The sequence below is a fragment of the Ruegeria sp. HKCCA5491 genome, assembly GCF_013034565.1.
Taxonomy (GTDB): domain Bacteria; phylum Pseudomonadota; class Alphaproteobacteria; order Rhodobacterales; family Rhodobacteraceae; genus Ruegeria.
Genome location: NZ_WQGG01000002.1, coordinates 34,931 through 51,211 on the forward strand (window position 1 = coordinate 34,931; position 16,281 = coordinate 51,211).

18 protein-coding genes are annotated in these 16,281 nt (G+C 57.8%); 11 read left to right on the top strand and 7 right to left on the bottom strand.

Annotation, left to right across the window (positions count from 1 at the left end; genetic code table 11):
• The first annotated feature begins 29 nt into the window (after positions 1–29).
• The 6 genes from GOV88_RS03885 (at position 30) to GOV88_RS03910 (ending at position 5,820) form a co-directional block, all read left to right on the top strand.
• A complete protein-coding gene (locus GOV88_RS03885) occupies positions 30–704 on the top strand; it encodes a DUF2161 domain-containing phosphodiesterase (RefSeq protein ID WP_171239597.1) in 675 nt (224 codons plus the stop codon).
• 151 nt (positions 705–855) lie between these two features.
• Complete coding sequence (groES, locus tag GOV88_RS03890) at positions 856–1,143, top strand: co-chaperone GroES (RefSeq protein WP_170352338.1); 288 nt, start codon at positions 856–858, stop codon at positions 1,141–1,143.
• Positions 1,144–1,197: 54 nt separating this feature from the next.
• Positions 1,198–2,841, top strand: a complete 1,644-nt coding sequence (gene groL / locus GOV88_RS03895) for a chaperonin GroEL (RefSeq protein ID WP_171120235.1) — start codon at positions 1,198–1,200, stop codon at positions 2,839–2,841.
• Between the two features lie 176 nt (positions 2,842–3,017).
• Entirely contained in the window at positions 3,018–3,860 is an 843-nt protein-coding gene (locus GOV88_RS03900; protein ID WP_171239598.1) for a DMT family transporter, read from the top strand.
• 38 nt (positions 3,861–3,898) lie between these two features.
• Positions 3,899–4,672: an alpha/beta fold hydrolase gene (locus GOV88_RS03905; protein ID WP_171239784.1), complete on the top strand. Its 774-nt coding sequence runs from the start codon at positions 3,899–3,901 to the stop codon at positions 4,670–4,672.
• On the top strand, positions 4,669–5,820 hold the full coding sequence (locus GOV88_RS03910; RefSeq protein ID WP_171239599.1) for an alpha-D-ribose 1-methylphosphonate 5-triphosphate diphosphatase: 1,152 nt from the start codon (positions 4,669–4,671) through the stop codon (positions 5,818–5,820). Before GOV88_RS03905 ends, GOV88_RS03910 begins: the two co-directional genes overlap by 4 nt.
• Before the next feature lie 62 nt (positions 5,821–5,882).
• Here GOV88_RS03910 and GOV88_RS03915 read toward each other — a convergent pair whose 3' ends face one another.
• The 3 genes from GOV88_RS03915 to GOV88_RS03925 all read right to left on the bottom strand — a co-directional run bounded on the left by GOV88_RS03915 (position 5,883) and on the right by GOV88_RS03925 (position 7,732).
• Complete coding sequence (locus GOV88_RS03915; RefSeq protein WP_171239600.1) at positions 5,883–6,950, bottom strand: 5-(carboxyamino)imidazole ribonucleotide synthase; 1,068 nt, start codon at positions 6,948–6,950, stop codon at positions 5,883–5,885.
• A complete protein-coding gene (gene purE / locus GOV88_RS03920; protein ID WP_171120242.1) occupies positions 6,943–7,431 on the bottom strand; it encodes a 5-(carboxyamino)imidazole ribonucleotide mutase in 489 nt (162 codons plus the stop codon). Before purE ends, GOV88_RS03915 begins: the two co-directional genes overlap by 8 nt.
• Positions 7,432–7,507: 76 nt before the next feature.
• A complete protein-coding gene (locus GOV88_RS03925; RefSeq protein WP_171239601.1) occupies positions 7,508–7,732 on the bottom strand; it encodes a YdcH family protein in 225 nt (74 codons plus the stop codon).
• Positions 7,733–7,896: 164 nt separating this feature from the next.
• On the opposite strand from GOV88_RS03925, the gene GOV88_RS03930 reads away from it, so the two are divergent.
• The 4 genes from GOV88_RS03930 (at position 7,897) to GOV88_RS03945 (ending at position 10,380) form a co-directional block, all read left to right on the top strand.
• Entirely contained in the window at positions 7,897–8,310 is a 414-nt protein-coding gene (locus GOV88_RS03930; RefSeq protein ID WP_058275530.1) for an Hsp20 family protein, read from the top strand.
• A gap of 5 nt (positions 8,311–8,315) precedes the next feature.
• Positions 8,316–8,540 (top strand): DUF1150 family protein, encoded by a 225-nt coding sequence (locus GOV88_RS03935; protein ID WP_171120244.1) that lies wholly within the window; start codon positions 8,316–8,318, stop codon positions 8,538–8,540.
• Between the two features lie 95 nt (positions 8,541–8,635).
• Positions 8,636–9,523, top strand: a complete 888-nt coding sequence (locus GOV88_RS03940; RefSeq protein WP_171239602.1) for a PhzF family phenazine biosynthesis protein — start codon at positions 8,636–8,638, stop codon at positions 9,521–9,523.
• Entirely contained in the window at positions 9,520–10,380 is an 861-nt protein-coding gene (locus GOV88_RS03945; RefSeq protein ID WP_171239603.1) for a glycosyltransferase family 10 domain-containing protein, read from the top strand. The genes GOV88_RS03940 and GOV88_RS03945 overlap by 4 nt, the downstream gene beginning before the upstream one ends.
• 57 nt (positions 10,381–10,437) lie before the next feature.
• On the opposite strand, the gene GOV88_RS03950 is transcribed toward GOV88_RS03945, so the two are convergent.
• The 4 genes from GOV88_RS03950 to trxB all read right to left on the bottom strand — a co-directional run bounded on the left by GOV88_RS03950 (position 10,438) and on the right by trxB (position 15,518).
• Positions 10,438–12,156: a bifunctional sulfate adenylyltransferase/adenylylsulfate kinase gene (locus GOV88_RS03950; protein WP_171212209.1), complete on the bottom strand. Its 1,719-nt coding sequence runs from the start codon at positions 12,154–12,156 to the stop codon at positions 10,438–10,440.
• Between the two features lie 217 nt (positions 12,157–12,373).
• The gene (locus GOV88_RS03955) at positions 12,374–14,044 is read right to left on the bottom strand and encodes an adenylate/guanylate cyclase domain-containing protein (protein ID WP_171239604.1); all 1,671 of its coding nucleotides are present in this window, start codon (positions 14,042–14,044) and stop codon (positions 12,374–12,376) included.
• A 63-nt stretch (positions 14,045–14,107) separates the two neighbouring features.
• On the bottom strand, positions 14,108–14,572 hold the full coding sequence (locus tag GOV88_RS03960) for an RES family NAD+ phosphorylase (protein WP_171239605.1): 465 nt from the start codon (positions 14,570–14,572) through the stop codon (positions 14,108–14,110).
• Between the two features lie 4 nt (positions 14,573–14,576).
• A complete protein-coding gene (gene trxB / locus GOV88_RS03965; RefSeq protein ID WP_171120255.1) occupies positions 14,577–15,518 on the bottom strand; it encodes a thioredoxin-disulfide reductase in 942 nt (313 codons plus the stop codon).
• 227 nt (positions 15,519–15,745) lie between these two features.
• Here trxB and GOV88_RS03970 point away from each other — a divergent pair, with 227 nt between their 5' ends.
• Complete coding sequence (locus tag GOV88_RS03970; protein ID WP_171239606.1) at positions 15,746–16,246, top strand: Lrp/AsnC family transcriptional regulator; 501 nt, start codon at positions 15,746–15,748, stop codon at positions 16,244–16,246.
• Positions 16,247–16,281: the final 35 nt, after the last annotated feature.

A 16,281-nucleotide genomic window follows, 5' to 3' on the forward strand; every position in this document is an offset into this window, starting at 1 on the left:
TTCCACAGCAAAACGCCTAGCATGGCAGGATGAACCGCGAGCAGGACCTCTATCCCCCCATCAAAGCGCTGTTAGAGCGTCAGGGCTATACCGTTAAAGGTGAGGTTGGCGCGGCTGATATCGTAGCCGTTCGTGATAGCGAGGAGCCGGTGATAGTCGAGTTGAAGCTGCGCTTTTCATTGGCGTTGTTCCATCAGGCCATCACCCGGCTGAAAGTAACGGATCAGGTCTATATCGGGGTAAGCAAACCGACAGGGCGCACAGCACGACGTGCTTTGAAGGACAATGTTGCGCTGTGCCGGCGTTTGGGGTTGGGCCTGATCACTGTCCGCGCGGATGGTGCAGTCGAGGTTCAGTGCGACCCCGGCCCTTATGCTCCGCGCAAAAACAAGGCCAAGGCTGCTCGGTTGTTGCGCGAATTTGATCGGTTGGAAGGCGACCCTAACGCCGGGGGCGCCACGCGGCATGGGATCGTTACTGCCTACCGTCAGGATGCTTTGAGATGTGCTGCCCATCTTGCCGAACAGGGTGCCACCAAGGGGGCCGAGGTCGCCAAGGCCACCGGTGTTTCTGAAGCCACCCGCCTGATGCGTGACAATCACTATGGCTGGTTCGACAAAGTAGAAAAGGGCGTCTATTGCCTGACCGAAGCCGGGCAGGAAGGGCTGAAGCACTGGGCTTACAGTTGGGAGCAGCCGGAATAGGACCCCACGTCAAAAAAACCTTCACGGCTTGTTGACTCGGGGATTTGAACTCCCTAGCTATGCGTCGTTATCACTCGCATACCCTGAGTGCTAACGCCCCGCCATCCGGCGAGGGGAGGATTAACAACTTTGAGCCCAAGGAGCTGCAAAGATGGCATTGAAACCGCTTCATGACCGTGTGCTGGTTCGCCGTACCGAAAGCGAAGAGAAAACTGCAGGCGGCCTGATCATTCCTGACAGCGCAAAAGAAAAGCCCAGCGAAGGCGAAGTCGTCGCGACCGGCGAAGGCGCACGCAAGGACAGCGGCGAGCTGATCGCAATGGCTGTAAAAGCTGGCGACAAGATCCTGTTCGGCAAATGGTCGGGCACCGAGGTTCAGGTCGATGGCGAAGAGCTGCTGATGATGAAAGAAAGCGACATCATGGGGATCATCGAGTAAGCCGCGCGCTTTCTCTGATCTTCATTCCCAACTTATTTCTCAAGGAGAAACGACATGGCTGCAAAGGACGTCAAGTTCGACACCGATGCCCGTAACCGCATGCTGGCAGGTGTGAACATCCTGGCCGATGCTGTTAAAGTGACCCTGGGCCCCAAAGGCCGCAACGTGGTTCTGGACAAATCCTTCGGCGCGCCGCGCATCACCAAAGACGGTGTCTCGGTTGCCAAGGAAATCGAACTGGAAGACAAGTTCGAAAACATGGGCGCGCAGATGGTGAAAGAAGTCGCCAGCCGCACCAATGACGAAGCCGGTGACGGCACCACCACTGCAACCGTTCTGGCCCAAGCCATCGTTCGCGAAGGTCTGAAGCAGGTTGCAGCTGGCCTGAACCCGATGGACCTGAAACGCGGCATCGACCTGGCAACTGCCAAAGTCGTTGCAGGCATCAAAGACGCGTCGCGTGAAGTCAAAGACTCGGCAGAAGTTGCTCAGGTTGGCACCATCTCGGCCAACGGCGAAGCCGAAATCGGCCAGCAAATCGCAGACGCGATGCAGAAGGTCGGCAACGAAGGCGTTATCACCGTCGAAGAAAACAAAGGTCTGGAAACCGAGACCGATGTTGTCGAAGGTATGCAGTTCGACCGTGGCTACCTGTCGCCTTACTTCGTCACCAACGCAGACAAGATGATTGCAGATCTGGATGACTGCATGATCCTGCTGCACGAAAAGAAACTGTCTTCGCTGCAGCCGATGGTTCCGCTGCTCGAGCAGGTGATCCAGTCGCAGAAGCCTCTGCTGATCATCGCTGAGGATGTTGAAGGCGAAGCGCTGGCGACTCTGGTTGTCAACAAACTGCGCGGCGGCCTGAAAATTGCTGCTGTCAAAGCTCCGGGCTTCGGCGATCGCCGCAAAGCCATGCTGCAGGACATCGCAATCCTGACCGGCGGTCAGGTTATCAGCGAAGATCTGGGCATGAAGCTCGAGTCCGTCACCATGGACATGCTGGGCACCGCCAAGAAAATCGAAATCACCAAAGACGAAACCACCATCGTCGACGGTGCTGGCGAGAAAGCCGAGATCGAAGCACGTGTTGCTCAGATCCGCACTCAGATCGAAGAAACTTCGTCGGACTACGACCGTGAGAAGCTGCAAGAGCGCGTTGCCAAACTGGCAGGCGGTGTTGCTGTTATCCGCGTCGGTGGCATGACCGAAGTGGAAGTGAAAGAGCGTAAAGACCGTGTGGACGATGCTCTGAACGCAACGCGTGCTGCTGTTCAAGAAGGCGTTGTTGTGGGCGGCGGTGTTGCCCTGGTTCAGGCCGGTAAAGCGCTGGAAACTCTGGAAGGTGCAAACGCTGACCAGAATGCAGGCATCAACATCGTTCGTAAGGCAATTGAAGCGCCGCTGCGCCAGATCGCCGAAAACGCAGGTGTTGACGGTGCGGTTGTTGCGGGCAAAGTCCGCGAATCCGGCGACGTGGCATTCGGTTTCAACGCGCAGACCGAAGAATATGGCGACATGTTCTCGTTCGGCGTGATCGACCCTGCCAAAGTAGTTCGTACCGCTCTGGAAGACGCGGCATCGGTTGCTGGCCTGCTGGTCACCACAGAAGCGATGGTTGCAGACCGTCCTGCCAAAGAAGGCGCGGCACCTGCCGGCGGCATGCCCGACATGGGCGGCATGGGCGGCATGATGTAAGCTGTCTAAGCCTTAGTGCTTATGGATGGGGTCGCCTTCGGGCGGCCCCGTTTCGTTTGAAATGCCCGCTGCGCGGTCATGCCTCCGGCGGAAGTATTTTTTAACAGAAGAAGATCGGGGTTTTGGTTGCGGGAAAGTGAGTGTGCAAACGGCGTGGAACCCGCTATGCGATGGGTATGCGACTGTTTTTGCTCTCTGCCCTGACCATGTGCGCTTTTGCGGCGAATTCGATTCTTAATCGGTTGGCCATTGAAAGCGGTGCCGCTGATCCCGCCGGTTTTGCCGTTATGCGCGTTCTGGCAGGGGCTGTGGTGCTGGCGGTGCTGGTTTTTCTCAGAGGTGGGCATTTGCCGCTGCGATACACGCGTCGGATCGCCGGGGCGGGTTCCCTGTCTTTGTATATGATCGGCTTTTCGGTTGCCTACCTGACACTGGACGCGGGACTGGGCGCGTTGATCCTGTTTGGGGTGGTCCAAATCACCATGTTTGCAGTGACATCGGTGACCGGAACAACTCCGGGCACCCGCCAGATTGCCGGGGCCGCGATTGCGCTTGGCGGGCTAGCTTGGGTGCTATGGCCGTCAGGTGAACTGCGCGTGGACCCAGTTGGAGCCGCCCTGATGACTGCTGCTGGGGTGGGCTGGGCCATCTACTCATTGGTTGGCCGATCCGAGCCGGACGCATTGGCCGGCACAGCGGCCAACTTTGTTGTCGCGTTGCCGGTCACCGCATTGGCCTTGTGGTCCGGCAGCACCGATTGGCACATGACTGCTAACGGTTACCTGCTGGCCGCCCTCTCTGGGGGTGTTACGTCTGGAATGGGCTATGCGCTTTGGTATCGTGTCCTGCCGCAGTTGGCACCGACCACTGCAGCGGTGGTCCAGTTGAGCGTTCCGATCATCGCGATTGTAGGCGGCGTCATCTTGTTGGGCGAGACAGCTTCGGTGCGCTTAATACTTGGTGCGACACTGGTGTTGGGTGGCATTGCGCTGGCGGTCCTTAAGTTGAAGCCGCGCTAGGGGTTTTAATGCACCCTGTTTGGGCTTATCTGGCCGCTATGAGATACCTGTTTGCCCTTGTTCTATTTCTTTTTCCTGCCGTGGCGCAGGCAAAGTGCGTCGTGTTGTTGCATGGGCTTGCGCGTACCGAGGCGTCCTTTACCGTGATGGAGCAGTTGTTCAAGGCGCATGGCTATACGGTCGTGCGGCCTAGTTACCCTTCAACGGATTTGCCGATCCCTGAGCTGGCCAACCAAACTCTGCCCGAGGCGTTTGCGGCCTGCGGCGACGACACAGTCAACGTCGTGGCTCATTCGATGGGGGGGATCCTTTTGCGGTATTGGCTGCAGGGTAACCAGCCTGAAAATCTGGGCCGCGCGGTCATGCTTGGACCGCCCAATCAGGGAAGCCAACTGGTTGATGAGTTGGGCGCATATGAGGTGTTTGGAATGCTGCACGGGCCTGCGGGTCTGGCGCTGGGAACGGGCCCAGAAGGAATCCCGGCCCGGTTACCGCCGGTTGATTTTGAGTTGGGGGTAATTGCCGGCGAAAATTCTCTGAACCCTTTGTTTTCCTCAATGATCGACGGCAAGGATGACGGCAAGGTTTCTGTCGAAACCACCAAGGTCGACGGGATGAAAGATCATATCGTCTTGCCCGTGACCCACACCTTCATGATGAATAACCCCCGCGTCATGGCTCAGGCGCTGCATTTTATCGAGTTTGGCCAGTTCGATCCGGAAATCACCTGGCTGGACGGGGTGCAGGATATTATTGATGAAATCTGCATTGGGCAGGATTGCTCTGAACCTGTCTCGGAGCCCTCTCAGTGACTACTCTGAACCTGACGCTGACAGGTGCAGAGGTTCTGTTGCCGGACGCCGGTCTGACCGTTGCCAACCTGTCATTGGCCGAGGGTGTCTTTCAATCTGACTGTACAGGACGATCCATCGACCTGTCGGGGTATTTGTTGCTGCCCGGAATCATAGACCTGCACGGTGACGGATTCGAACGTCACATCGCGCCGCGCCGGGGGGCGATGAAACAGATGGATGAGGGTATCCTGTCGGTCGAAGCCGAGCTTGCCGCCAACGGGATCACGACCGCTGTCTTGGCGCAGTTCTATAGTTGGGAAGGCGGCGTGCGCGGCCCTGAATTTGCGGGGCAGGTGTTTGATGCAATCGCGTCGGTGAAAGGCCAGGTCGTAACGGACTTGCTGCCACAACTGCGGTTTGAGACGCATATGCTGGACGATTACAAGGGCTTGCCCGAACGTATCGCAGCGTGGCAAGTGCCCTATGTCGTCTTTAACGACCACTTGCCGCATGACCGCTTGGTAGAAGGGCGCAAACCGCCGCGCCTGACTGGACAGGCGCTGAAGGCTGGGCGCAACCCAGACAAACACTTTGAGATGTTGCTATCCATGCACGCTCGCAGCTCCGAGGTGCCTCAGGCGCTGGATGATCTCTGCGCGACGCTGGCGGGGCAGGGGGTGCGCATGGGCAGTCACGATGACGCGACCTCGACAACCCGGGCCGACTGGCGAAATCGGGGCGCGCGCATTTCTGAGTTTCCCGAAACGCTTGAGGCCGCCGAAGCCGCCCGCGCTGCCGGCGATCACGTTATTCTGGGATCCCCGAATGTAGTGCGTGGCGGATCGCATAAAGGCAATGCCAGCGCGCTGGACCTGATAGCTATGGGGCTGTGCGATGCTCTAGCCTCGGATTACCATTACCCCAGTCCACGCCGTGCCGCTTTGATGCTGGCCAAAAGCGGTCTGCTGGATTTTGCCGGTGCCTGGACGCTTGTGTCCTCTGGTCCGGCGCAGGTTCTGGGATTACAGGATCGTGGCACGCTGGCGCTAGGCCAACGTGCTGATTTGGTCATTCTAGACGCAAAGACACACCGGGTTGCCGCCACAATGGCAGCGGGTCGGATCAGCTACATGGCTGGTGATATCGCGGCCCGGTTCCTAGCCTGATCCACGTGCTTCATCTGGCTAAAAATATCCCCACCGTGGGCATCGCACGCCAGCGCGATTTCTTAGCGCATGATACGGTTGAAATGCCCCATCTTCCGACCTGCCTTAACTTCGGCCTTTCCATAGAGATGTAGGGCCACGTTACGCTCCTGCGCCAGTTCCGGCACGCGGTTCATGTCGGCACCGATCAGGTTTTCCATCACCACATCCGAGTGGCGCTGCTCGTCGCCCAAGGGCCATCCGGCCACGGCGCGAATATGCTGCTCGAACTGGTCGACGGCACAGCCGTTCTGCGTCCAATGGCCCGAGTTATGTACACGTGGCGCGATCTCGTTCACGATCAGGCCGCCGGGCGTTACAAACAGCTCGACCCCCATCACGCCCACATAGTCCAGAGCGTTCAGGATATTGGCCGCCAGCAAAACCGCATCCGTACGCTGTGCGGGGCGCAGACGTGCCGGGACCGTTGTGGTGTGCAGGATGCCGTCGCGATGCACATTTTCGCCGGGGTCGAAACAGGCCACCTGACCATCCAGCCCGCGGGCCGCAATGATCGAGATTTCGTGACTGAAATCGACGAACCCTTCAAGAATTGCAGGCGCGCCGGCCATGTCTGCCAAAGCGGTTTCGGCATCTTCGGGGGTGCGTAGTCGGGCCTGCCCCTTGCCGTCATAACCAAAACGACGGGTTTTCAGGATCGCAGGCGTTCCGATTTGTTCAATCGCGGCTGTCAGGCTGTCCAGATCGGTAATGTCGGCAAAAGGTGCGGTTTGCAGGCCGAGCCCTTGCAGAAATGTCTTTTCGGTCAGGCGGTCCTGGCTGACGCGCAGCGCCTCGCGGCCGGGGCGAATGGGACGGTGGGTTTCCAAAATGTCCAGCGCCTCGGTCGGGATGTTTTCGAACTCGTAGGTGATGACATCAACCGACTCGGCGAAGGCTTTCAAAGCGTCGGCGTCCTCATAGGCTGCCGTCGTCACCCGGTCGGCCACATGACCGGCCGGAGGGTTTGCGCCGGGCTCATAGATGTGGGTCAGAAATCCCAAACGGGCCGCTGCAACCGACAGCATCCGTCCCAATTGGCCGCCGCCAAGAATACCGATCGTTGCGCCGGGCTGCAGCATCTCAGTCATCGACAGGCTCCTGCGGGATCGAGGCCGAGAGCGCATCGCGCCACGTGTCCAACCGTGCGGCCAGAGCATCGTCCTGCAGCGCCAGTATGCCAGCGGCCATAAGCCCGGCATTGGCGCCACCTGCCGACCCGATGGCCATGGTCGCCACGGGAAACCCTTTGGGCATCTGCACGATGGAATAAAGCGAATCGACCCCGGACAACGCCCGCGTCTGGACGGGCACCCCAATCACCGGGACCCGCGTTTTCGAAGCCATCATGCCCGGCAAATGTGCAGCTCCGCCCGCACCAGCAATAATTACCTGCAGGCCACGCGACACGGCGGTCTTCCCATAGTCCCAAAGGCGGTCAGGCGTCCGGTGTGCTGAGACAATGCGCTTTTCATACGCCACGCCCAATTCATCCAGAATGTCTGCGGCTTCTTTCATCGTAGGCCAGTCCGATTGACTGCCCATGATGATCCCCACTTTCACGTCGCTCATCCGCTTGTGTCCCTGCGTTTCGAAAGAGCGCGCACTATAGCCAAATCCGCTTATGTGGCAATGCAGTACAGAGCGTTCAGGCGATGATATCCGGGGTCAGACGGTCTTCGATCAGGCGGATGACGTCTTTCAGGCGCAGTTTTTGTTTTTTCAGCCGTTTGATCGTCAGTTGATCGGACGTGCCCTTGGCCTGCAACGCTTCGATCGCCTCATCCAGATCGCGGTGCTGGCGGCGAAAAACCTCCAGCTCCACCCTTAAAACCTCATCTGTTTTCATTGAAAGATCGGTGGGCGCGTTCATGGGCGACTCGGTTGTTATTGTGGTGCTTGTCACACAAGATAGTGTGTCAGGCGTTATCCCGCCAGACCTTGTGGACATCCTGGTTTCTTCCCATATTCTATAGCATGCGGTTGCCAAAAAGGGGCCGCAAAACACGTCGCTTTGACAATAAAGGACGAAAATACGTGTCAAAACTTACTCTTGGCTCATACCCGCATCTTCTGGGGTTCGAGCAATTGGAACGCCTTTTGGAACGGTCTGCAAAGGCCGGAAATGAAGGATACCCGCCCTATAACATCGAGCAGACCTCGGATTTTTCGTATCGTATCACTCTGGCGGTAGCCGGGTTCGCGGAAGAGGATCTGTCGATCACCATCGAGGATCGCCAGCTGGTGATCCGGGGTCGTCAACGCGACGACAGCGAGGGGCGCATCTTCCTGCATCGCGGCATCGCGGCGCGTCAGTTCCAGCGCATGTTCGTGCTGGCCGACGGTGTCGAGGTGGGCGAGGCGATCATGGAAAACGGTCTGCTGCATGTGGATCTGACCCGCGCCGTGCCGGAAACCGTGGTGCAAACGATCAACATAAGAAAGGGGTAAGAGCAATGAATACACCGATAGAACTGAACGCCGAAGGCGACCGGATCGTCTATGTCAAAACGGTCGAAGTCGCTGATCTGCCTCGGGAACTGCGCGAACAGGCAGGGGATCTGGATCTGCTCTATGCTGTCCACGACTCGGACGGTCAGCAACTGGCGCTGGTCGCCGACCGCAAGCTGGCGTTCAACCTTGCGCGCGAGCATGACTTCTCGCCGGTGGCCGTGCACTGAGCACGGCCCCTCTGACGTTTTCCACGTGACATCTGCTGTCCGTCGGGCGAGTTATGCGAACCGGAGACGGTTTGCATAAGAAAGAGCGCGCGGAAATGAGCTGGTTTGATTTTGACTGGGTAGATGCCTTTACCGACAGGGCATTTGGTGGAAACGGTTGCGCCGTGGTCCACGGTGGGGCGGCCCTATCAGACAACACCTCGATGGCCTTTGTGCAAGAGACCTCGCTTGTCGAGTGCACGTTTACAGGACCGTCCGAGGTCGCCGACATCCGGGTCCGCTACTTTCTGGCCAGCCGAGAAATCCCATTTGCCGGTCATCCAACCATTGCGACTGTCGCGGCCATGCGGTCCCGTGGGTTAATTCAGGGAAATACGCTGACGCTGGAAACTGGTGCCGGTGTTGTTTCGATCCGCCTGATCGGGGATGAGATCGAGATGATTCAGGTCGCGCCACAGTTTGGTGCGTATGTTCCCGCCGATTTGGTGGCTGCGGCGATTGGTTTGTCTCAGGACGACATCATATCTCCTCCGCAGTTTGTATCTACGGGACTGCCTTTTTGCGTTGCGGTGCTGCATGATCACGACGCCTTGCGAGCAGCCAAGTTGAATGTCGAGGCGCTTCGGGATGTGTCAGAAATGGCAGGGTTTTCTGGGTCTGACATGGCGGAACCTTTTCTTGTCACGCTGAAGGGCGCAACCGATGCAGGAGACACATTCTCGCGCTTGTTGCTGGCGCCACCCAGCCCGCCCGAGGACCCCTTTACCGGTTCGGCAACCGGGGCGATGGCCGCCTATCTGTGGAAACACGGTCTGATGGCGAAGGATAGGTTCACAGCCGAACAGGGGTACGACATGGGACGCCCCGGTCAAGCGACCGTGACCCGCGTCGGGCCTTCTGATGCGATGACTGGTATAAAGGTTGCCGGGCGTGGTCACGTTCTGATGCGTGGTCAGGTCAACCTGCCAGAGGTGTCTGTATGACCGAACCCGCCATTGCAATATTGCCTTATGGAAATCGTTTGGGGCCAAAGCTGTCATCGCTACCCCTGGCTGACCTGATCTGGCCCGAGGGGTGCCCCGAGCGACTGATCGGCAAATCCGTCGGGGACCTTGAGCCCACCGATCACTTGATCATGTACCCCAATTCAACTGTGCATCTACGCCTGCGCCGGGGCACCCGTGCGCAGATTTCCCTGATGATGGGCGAACCTTCGGCCATCCACGCCAAACACGACCGGATGCTGCGCTGGACGTGGCGGCGGTTTTTCCGCGTCCTGACGTTTCATGGTGTTTTGCTGCAAGGTATCCCGAACGCGGTATTCCTGCCCTATGGCGTCACAATGATTCCAAACTGGCGCGAATTGGATGTGACCAAGTCAAAATCCTGTTCGTTGATCGCGTCAGGCAAACGTGATCTCGAAGGGCACCAGTTGCGCCACTCTGTCATCGACTGGGTGCGGGAAACTGATGCGGACGTGGATATCATGGGGCGGGGCTATAACCCCTTTGACCAAAAATCCGACGGCCTTGCGCCTTATCGCTATTCCGTAGTGATCGAAAACGTGCGCGAGAAAAACTATTTCTCCGAAAAACTGACCGACGCGATCCTGTGTTCAACTGTGCCGATCTATTGGGGTTGCCCGAATATCGACGATTTCATGGATAGTTCGGGCATGATCATATGTGAATCCGAGGCTGATATTCAGCAAGCGATCCAATCCCTGTCGCCCGAGGATTACGCAGCCCGCTTGCCTCGGTTGCAAGCGATTCAGGCCAAGGCTGCGGAGTTTGGGGATTTCGAAGGCCGCGCGGTCGCAGCCCTGCGCGCAGAACTTTAACCAGAAATGCAAAAGGCCCTCGCGCTGCGGGGCCTTTCATAGAACATATGCGCTGTCTTAGGACGCTGCGATCAGGCCCATGCTTTCCAGCTTGAGCAGCACCTGATGGGCGCAGTTGTCGACATCGACATTCTCGGTCTCGACGCTCAACTCGGGGTTTTGGGGGACGTCATAAGGGTCAGAAATTCCTGTGAATTCCTTGATCTTGCCTTCGCGCGCCAGCTTGTACAGGCCCTTGCGGTCGCGACGTTCACATTCCTCGATACTGGTCGCGACGTGAACTTCACAGAAGGCACCGAACTGTTCGATATCTTCCCGAACCGCGCGGCGCGTGGTTGCGTAGGGCGCAATCGGTGCACAAATAGCGATGCCACCGTTTTTGGTGATCTCGCTGGCCACATATCCGATGCGACGGATGTTCAGGTCGCGGTGCTCTTTCGAGAAGCCCAGTTCCGACGACAGGTTCTTACGCACGATGTCGCCATCCAGTAGCGTCACGGGGCGGCCACCCATTTCCATCAGCTTGACCATCAAGGCGTTGGCGATGGTGGATTTGCCCGAGCCCGAGAAACCGGTGAAAAACACGGTGAAACCCTGTTGGCTGCGCGGCGGTTTGGTCTTGCGCAGCTCGGCCACAACCTCGGGGAAGCTGAACCATTCGGGGATTTCCAGACCTTCGGCCAGACGGCGGCGCAGTTCGGTGCCCGAGATGTTCAGGATCGTGACGTTGTCCTTGTCTTCGATCTCGTCATTCGGCTCGTACTGGGCGCGCTCTTGCACATAGACCATGTGTTTGAAGTCAACCATCTCAAGGCCGATCTCGTCCTGGAACTTGCGGAACAGATCCTGTGCGTCATAGGGGCCGTAGAAATCTTCGCCTTGGCTGTTCTTGCCTGGGCCAGCGTGGTCACGCCCGACAATGAAGTGGGTGCAGCCGTGGTTCGCGCGGATCAGGCCGTGCCAAACCGCCTCGCGCGGGCCTGCCATGCGCATGGCAAGGTTCAGCAGCGACATCGAGGTGGTCGAGGCCGGGTATTTGTCCAAAACCGCCTCATAGCAGCGCACGCGGGTAAAGTGATCGACGTCGCCGGGCTTGGTCATGCCGACAACCGGGTGGATCAGCAGGTTGGCCTGCGCTTCTTTGGCTGCGCGGAACGTCAGTTCCTGATGCGCGCGGTGCAGCGGGTTGCGGGTTTGGAACGCAACGATGCGACGCCAGCCCAGCTTGCGGAAGTAGGCGCGCAACTCGTTCGGGGTGTCGCGACGGGCGCGGAAATCATAGTGGACGGGTTGCTGGATGCCGACAACGGGACCGCCCAGATAAACCTTGCCTGCCACGTTATGCAGGTAGTTCACCGCCGGGTGTGCGTCATCATCTGCGCCGAACACTTTCTCAGCCTCGCGCGCCTTGTCCGGGGTCCAACGGTCGGTCACGGTCATGGTGCCAAGGATCACACCCTCTTGGTCGCGCAGGGCGATGTCCTGACCTAGTTCGATAGTATCGGCAAACTCTTCGCTGACGTCCAGCGTGATGGGCATGGGCCACAAGGTGCCGTCGGCCAGACGCATGTTGTCTACGACGTTGTCGTAATCAGCCTCGGTCAGAAACCCCTTCAGAGGGTTGAACCCGCCATTCATCAGAAGCTCCAGATCGCAAATCTGGCGGGGGCTCAGGTCCCAGCTTGTCAGGTCAGCGGCTTCTACTTTCAGTTTCTGTGCGGATTCGTAGGAAACATATAGTTCAGGGATCGGAGCGAGATTGCTTAACATCGTCATTGGAATACTCTTGTCGAAGTGCGGTTTTGCCAGTGATTCAAGGGCGTTTGCGGGGCATTTGCCCCGACCGTTGGGCGAAGTCCATATACATTCATGAAGCAAAGGACGAAATGCGCGGTTTTTTCGCGGAATGGAAGGATTTTCTGACATCCGGCGGAAATTACGACCGTGGTTCCAGCAATGGTCGGCAAAATGGTGCCAAAACGTGAATGTGTTCCTATGAGGAGGCACTTTCCAATAGGTCCGCCGCGCTTTGGACAGGTAGAGCGGGAATCGGTCGGGTCACACCGCGCAGCTGAAAGGACTTCATCCCGTTCAGATCGCCTTGGTACCCGGCAATCTTCAGCAAGTCGTCTGAGACAAGAAGTTCCACTTTCAATGCCTTTGTTTCGGCCTCCAACCGGCTGGCCACATTGACTGCATCGCCGATGATGGTGCGTGCGGCATTTCCCGCAGCACCGATTTCACCAAGAACTAAATCGCCCAGATGCAGGCCCATTCCGATGCGAATGCGCGGGCTTCCTTCGGCTTCCAGCTGCTGATTGAACCGCATGAGGGCGTGACTGACATCTGCCGCTGCCTTCAAACCCGCTTTTGCCGAACTTTCGGCATCAGGCGTTTCAAACACGGCCAGCAGCCCGTCGCCCATGTATTTATCAACCACACCCCCGTCAGCGGTGATGGCCGGAACGATGGCATCAAAAAACCGGTTCAGAAGAAAGACAATGTCGTAAGGCAACTGCCCCGTGGTCCGCGAGGTGAATCCCCGCATATCCAGAAATAACACGGCCAGTTTGCGTTCCTGACCCTGACTGGCATGTGCGCGCTGCCGCCCTCCGTCGGGGCGGAACATGCGAAAGGCCGTGATCGGTTCGGTCGGGCGTATCTGGCACGCCAACCGAGCACCATCGGGTGCGCTGACGGCTGCCAGACTGCGGGCTTCAACGTCACTGGGGGCCGGAAGTTTCTCGGCACCGTCTTCTACGATCACGCGACAAGTCGTGCAGCGTCCCTTGCCGCCACAAAGGGCGGTGTGGGGGATGCCGTTGGCCTGTGAGATTTCCAGCAGCGTCATGCCTTTCTCTGCCACGACTTCGGGGCCTTCGACGTATTTGACCCGCACAGAATGTCTGCGCCGCCAGAGTTTGCGACCAAGAAACACGGCAATGGACGTAGCCAGTGCAATCCAGAACGCCATCATTGCGTTGTCTTTTACACTGAAAAGGGCCTGAAACTCTTCGGGTGAGGGCCAGTTGTAATGTTCGATATATTGTTCGCGCAGTGAAGGATCAGCAAAATCGGTCCAAATCCTGCGACCCTCGGTCAGCAGGCCTGCAAGGGCAAAGGACGGAACAAAAACCGCCAACCCGATCAGATAGGGGGCTACGTTTGACCACCAACGGGTGAGGCGAAGCCACATATGCAGCCCGATGCAACTGTGAACCCAGACGACCAGTAACAGAAGGCTTTGCATGTAGATCGCGGAACTGGGCCACATCAGGGCGATAATATACCCCATCTCGTCGTTGACGTTGTATATCTCATGTGCATAGCGCGTGTGCACGATATGCGCGATCAATTGCAGCGGGATCAGCAAACCCAGTACCACTTGCAGGGCGGTGTTAAACGGCATTCGCAATGTGCGGCGTTGGCTAATGGAATACAGGGCAAGCCCGAAATGGGTGAACAAGGCCACGTACAGAACCGCGCTGCCGATGTCATGGCGTGTGACGGCGTGGCGACCGTCTTGCATATCGTGCAGATAATCGGTGTGGAATAGGCCCAGGCCAACATTGATAAAGTGAAAGAAAGCGAAGGCAAACAGGATTAAGCCGCTGCCAATCCGCAGCCGGGTTGCCCACCCGCCTTGCCAAAGAACGCTTTTCAATCAAGCCACCTGTATTCGCATTTCTTGCGCCCGAGTCTGGAGCGGCTGGGGCTATGGGTCAAGTTATGGTTGAGAATAGGATGGTTCCCACGGGGTTGCCTGAGCGTGGGCGCAAATAATGGCCTGGGAAAGATTGAACAGCACAATGTGGCTCAGCTCTGGGCGGGTCCGAGAGCTGTAGATCAAACCGTCAGCGTGTTTGGCACGAGCTTGGTCGGAATACCGCCATGTTGGTGAAAAGCCATGTTCTTTATGGATATCTTGCCAAACTATCGACGCTTTGTGCTGACCGCGCAGATCGATCAACCTTGCGCCCGATACTTCTGCCCTCTGCAATATTCTTGGTGGGTCGTTGGGCGAGACATATCGACGGATGGCAACACCCGCGCCTTCGGCGCTAAGAGAAGCGTAGAGAGCGATTTGCCCGGAATAATGAAAACGCCCCTCGGGTGCCTGAGCGGGAACCAAAGGGGCGCTAATTTGGGATAGAAACAGAATTCTCCAGACCGGGCCGGAGAACTCCATCATCACGTTACTCCTGCTCGGCCAAAAACCGTTCCGCATCCAATGCAGCCATACAGCCCATACCGGCGCTGGTAACAGCCTGGCGATAGATGTGGTCGGTCAGGTCACCCGCCGCGAAGACGCCCGGAACCGACGTTTCGGTCGAGCCCGGCTTGGTGACGACATACCCGCCCATATGGGTTTCCAGCGAGTCTTTGACCAACTCGTTCGCAGGCGCGTGGCCGATCGCAACAAAGACGCCTTTACACGGGATCTCGGTGACCTCGCCGGTCTTCACATTCTTGACGCGCACGCCTTCGACGCCCAACGGGGCATCCGTGCCGATGACTTCTTCAAGCTCGTGGAACCACAGCGGCTCGATCTTTTCGTGCTTCAGCAGCCGGTCCTGCAAGATTTTCTCGGCCCGCAATTCGTCGCGGCGGTGGATCAATGTCACTTTGCTGGCGAAGTTGGTCAGGAACAGCGCTTCTTCGACCGCAGTGTTGCCACCGCCGATCACCACGATTTCTTGTCCGCGATAGAAGAACCCGTCACAGGTTGCACAGGCGGATACGCCGAAACCCTTGAACTTTTCTTCCGACGGCAGGCCCAGCCACTTGGCACGGGCGCCCGTGGCAAGAATGACGGCATCGGCCGTATAAACTGTTCCGCTGTCACCCTTGGCGGTGAACGGACGTTTCGAGACGTCCAGATCATTGATGATGTCGCCGATGATTTCGCAACCCATCGCCTTGGCGTGGTCCTGCATGCGAACCATCAGATCGGGACCCTGAACTTCTGTATCGCCGGGCCAGTTCTCAACCTCGGTGGTGGTGGTCAACTGACCGCCGGGTTCAATGCCCTGAACCAGAATCGGCTCAAGCATCGCGCGGCTGGCGTAGACGCCCGCTGTATAACCGGCCGGTCCCGATCCGATGATCAGAACCTTCGTGTGACGTGTTTCGGCCATGGTACCCCCAACTCGATCTGCCTGTTTTGGGCGCTTGGCCCCTTGGCGAATGGATATAACGACCACAGTGCGGCGCTTAAAGCCCCTACCTGTCACACATCCGCTATGCGTTCAGCGAAAAGCGCCTAAAAAAAGAACACTGAAAATAAAGAAAATTGCGCATACGCGAAAGATTATTGCGCATCTTTGGGGTGCTGATATAACAACCGAAAATTCAGGAGCATTGAATGGTCGCGACACGGCTGGATGAGATTGACCGTAAGATTCTGGCGGAATTGCAGGCAGACGGTCGCATGACCAATGTCGAACTGGCAAAGCGAGTGGGAATTTCAGCCCCGCCCTGCCTAAGGCGTGTGCGCACGCTGGAAGATTCAGGGCTGATCCGTGGGTATCATGCCGAGGTGAACGCGCGCGAGTTGGGATTCGAAGTTCAGGTCTTTGCCATGGTCGGACTGGAAAGTCAGGCCGAATCCGAACTCAGTTCTTTTGAAGAACGCTGCCGCGACTGGCCTCTGGTGCGCGAGTGTCACATGCTGAATGGCGAGGTCGATTTCATCCTGAAATGCGTGGCCCCGGACCTAAGCAGTTTTCAGCAATTTCTAACAGGTGAACTTCTGACCACTCCGAACGTGGCAAGCGTGAAAACGTCGCTTGTGATCCGGGGCGCTAAGGACGAGCCCGGCGTACCTTTTGACGTGCTGGAAGAACGAATGAGCCGGATGGCTTGAACCGTGCGCGTTTATGCGCAGCACAACATGGCGGT

Excerpts from the sequence above, each read along its gene's own strand:
- GOV88_RS03885 (WP_171239597.1), top strand. The coding sequence starts at position 30 with ATGAACCGCGAGCAGGACCTCTATCCCCCCATCAAAGCGCTGTTAGAG.
- groES (WP_170352338.1), top strand. The coding sequence starts at position 856 with ATGGCATTGAAACCGCTTCATGACCGTGTGCTGGTTCGCCGTACCGAA.
- groL (WP_171120235.1), top strand. The coding sequence starts at position 1,198 with ATGGCTGCAAAGGACGTCAAGTTCGACACCGATGCCCGTAACCGCATG.
- GOV88_RS03900 (WP_171239598.1), top strand. The coding sequence starts at position 3,018 with ATGCGACTGTTTTTGCTCTCTGCCCTGACCATGTGCGCTTTTGCGGCG.
- GOV88_RS03905 (WP_171239784.1), top strand. The coding sequence starts at position 3,899 with ATGAGATACCTGTTTGCCCTTGTTCTATTTCTTTTTCCTGCCGTGGCG.
- GOV88_RS03915 (WP_171239600.1), bottom strand. The coding sequence starts at position 6,950 with ATGACTGAGATGCTGCAGCCCGGCGCAACGATCGGTATTCTTGGCGGC.
- purE (WP_171120242.1), bottom strand. The coding sequence starts at position 7,431 with ATGAGCGACGTGAAAGTGGGGATCATCATGGGCAGTCAATCGGACTGG.
- GOV88_RS03925 (WP_171239601.1), bottom strand. The coding sequence starts at position 7,732 with ATGAACGCGCCCACCGATCTTTCAATGAAAACAGATGAGGTTTTAAGG.
- GOV88_RS03935 (WP_171120244.1), top strand. The coding sequence starts at position 8,316 with ATGAATACACCGATAGAACTGAACGCCGAAGGCGACCGGATCGTCTAT.
- GOV88_RS03940 (WP_171239602.1), top strand. The coding sequence starts at position 8,636 with ATGAGCTGGTTTGATTTTGACTGGGTAGATGCCTTTACCGACAGGGCA.
- GOV88_RS03945 (WP_171239603.1), top strand. The coding sequence starts at position 9,520 with ATGACCGAACCCGCCATTGCAATATTGCCTTATGGAAATCGTTTGGGG.
- GOV88_RS03950 (WP_171212209.1), bottom strand. The coding sequence starts at position 12,156 with ATGACGATGTTAAGCAATCTCGCTCCGATCCCTGAACTATATGTTTCC.
- GOV88_RS03960 (WP_171239605.1), bottom strand. The coding sequence starts at position 14,572 with ATGATGGAGTTCTCCGGCCCGGTCTGGAGAATTCTGTTTCTATCCCAA.
- trxB (WP_171120255.1), bottom strand. The coding sequence starts at position 15,518 with ATGGCCGAAACACGTCACACGAAGGTTCTGATCATCGGATCGGGACCG.
- GOV88_RS03970 (WP_171239606.1), top strand. The coding sequence starts at position 15,746 with ATGGTCGCGACACGGCTGGATGAGATTGACCGTAAGATTCTGGCGGAA.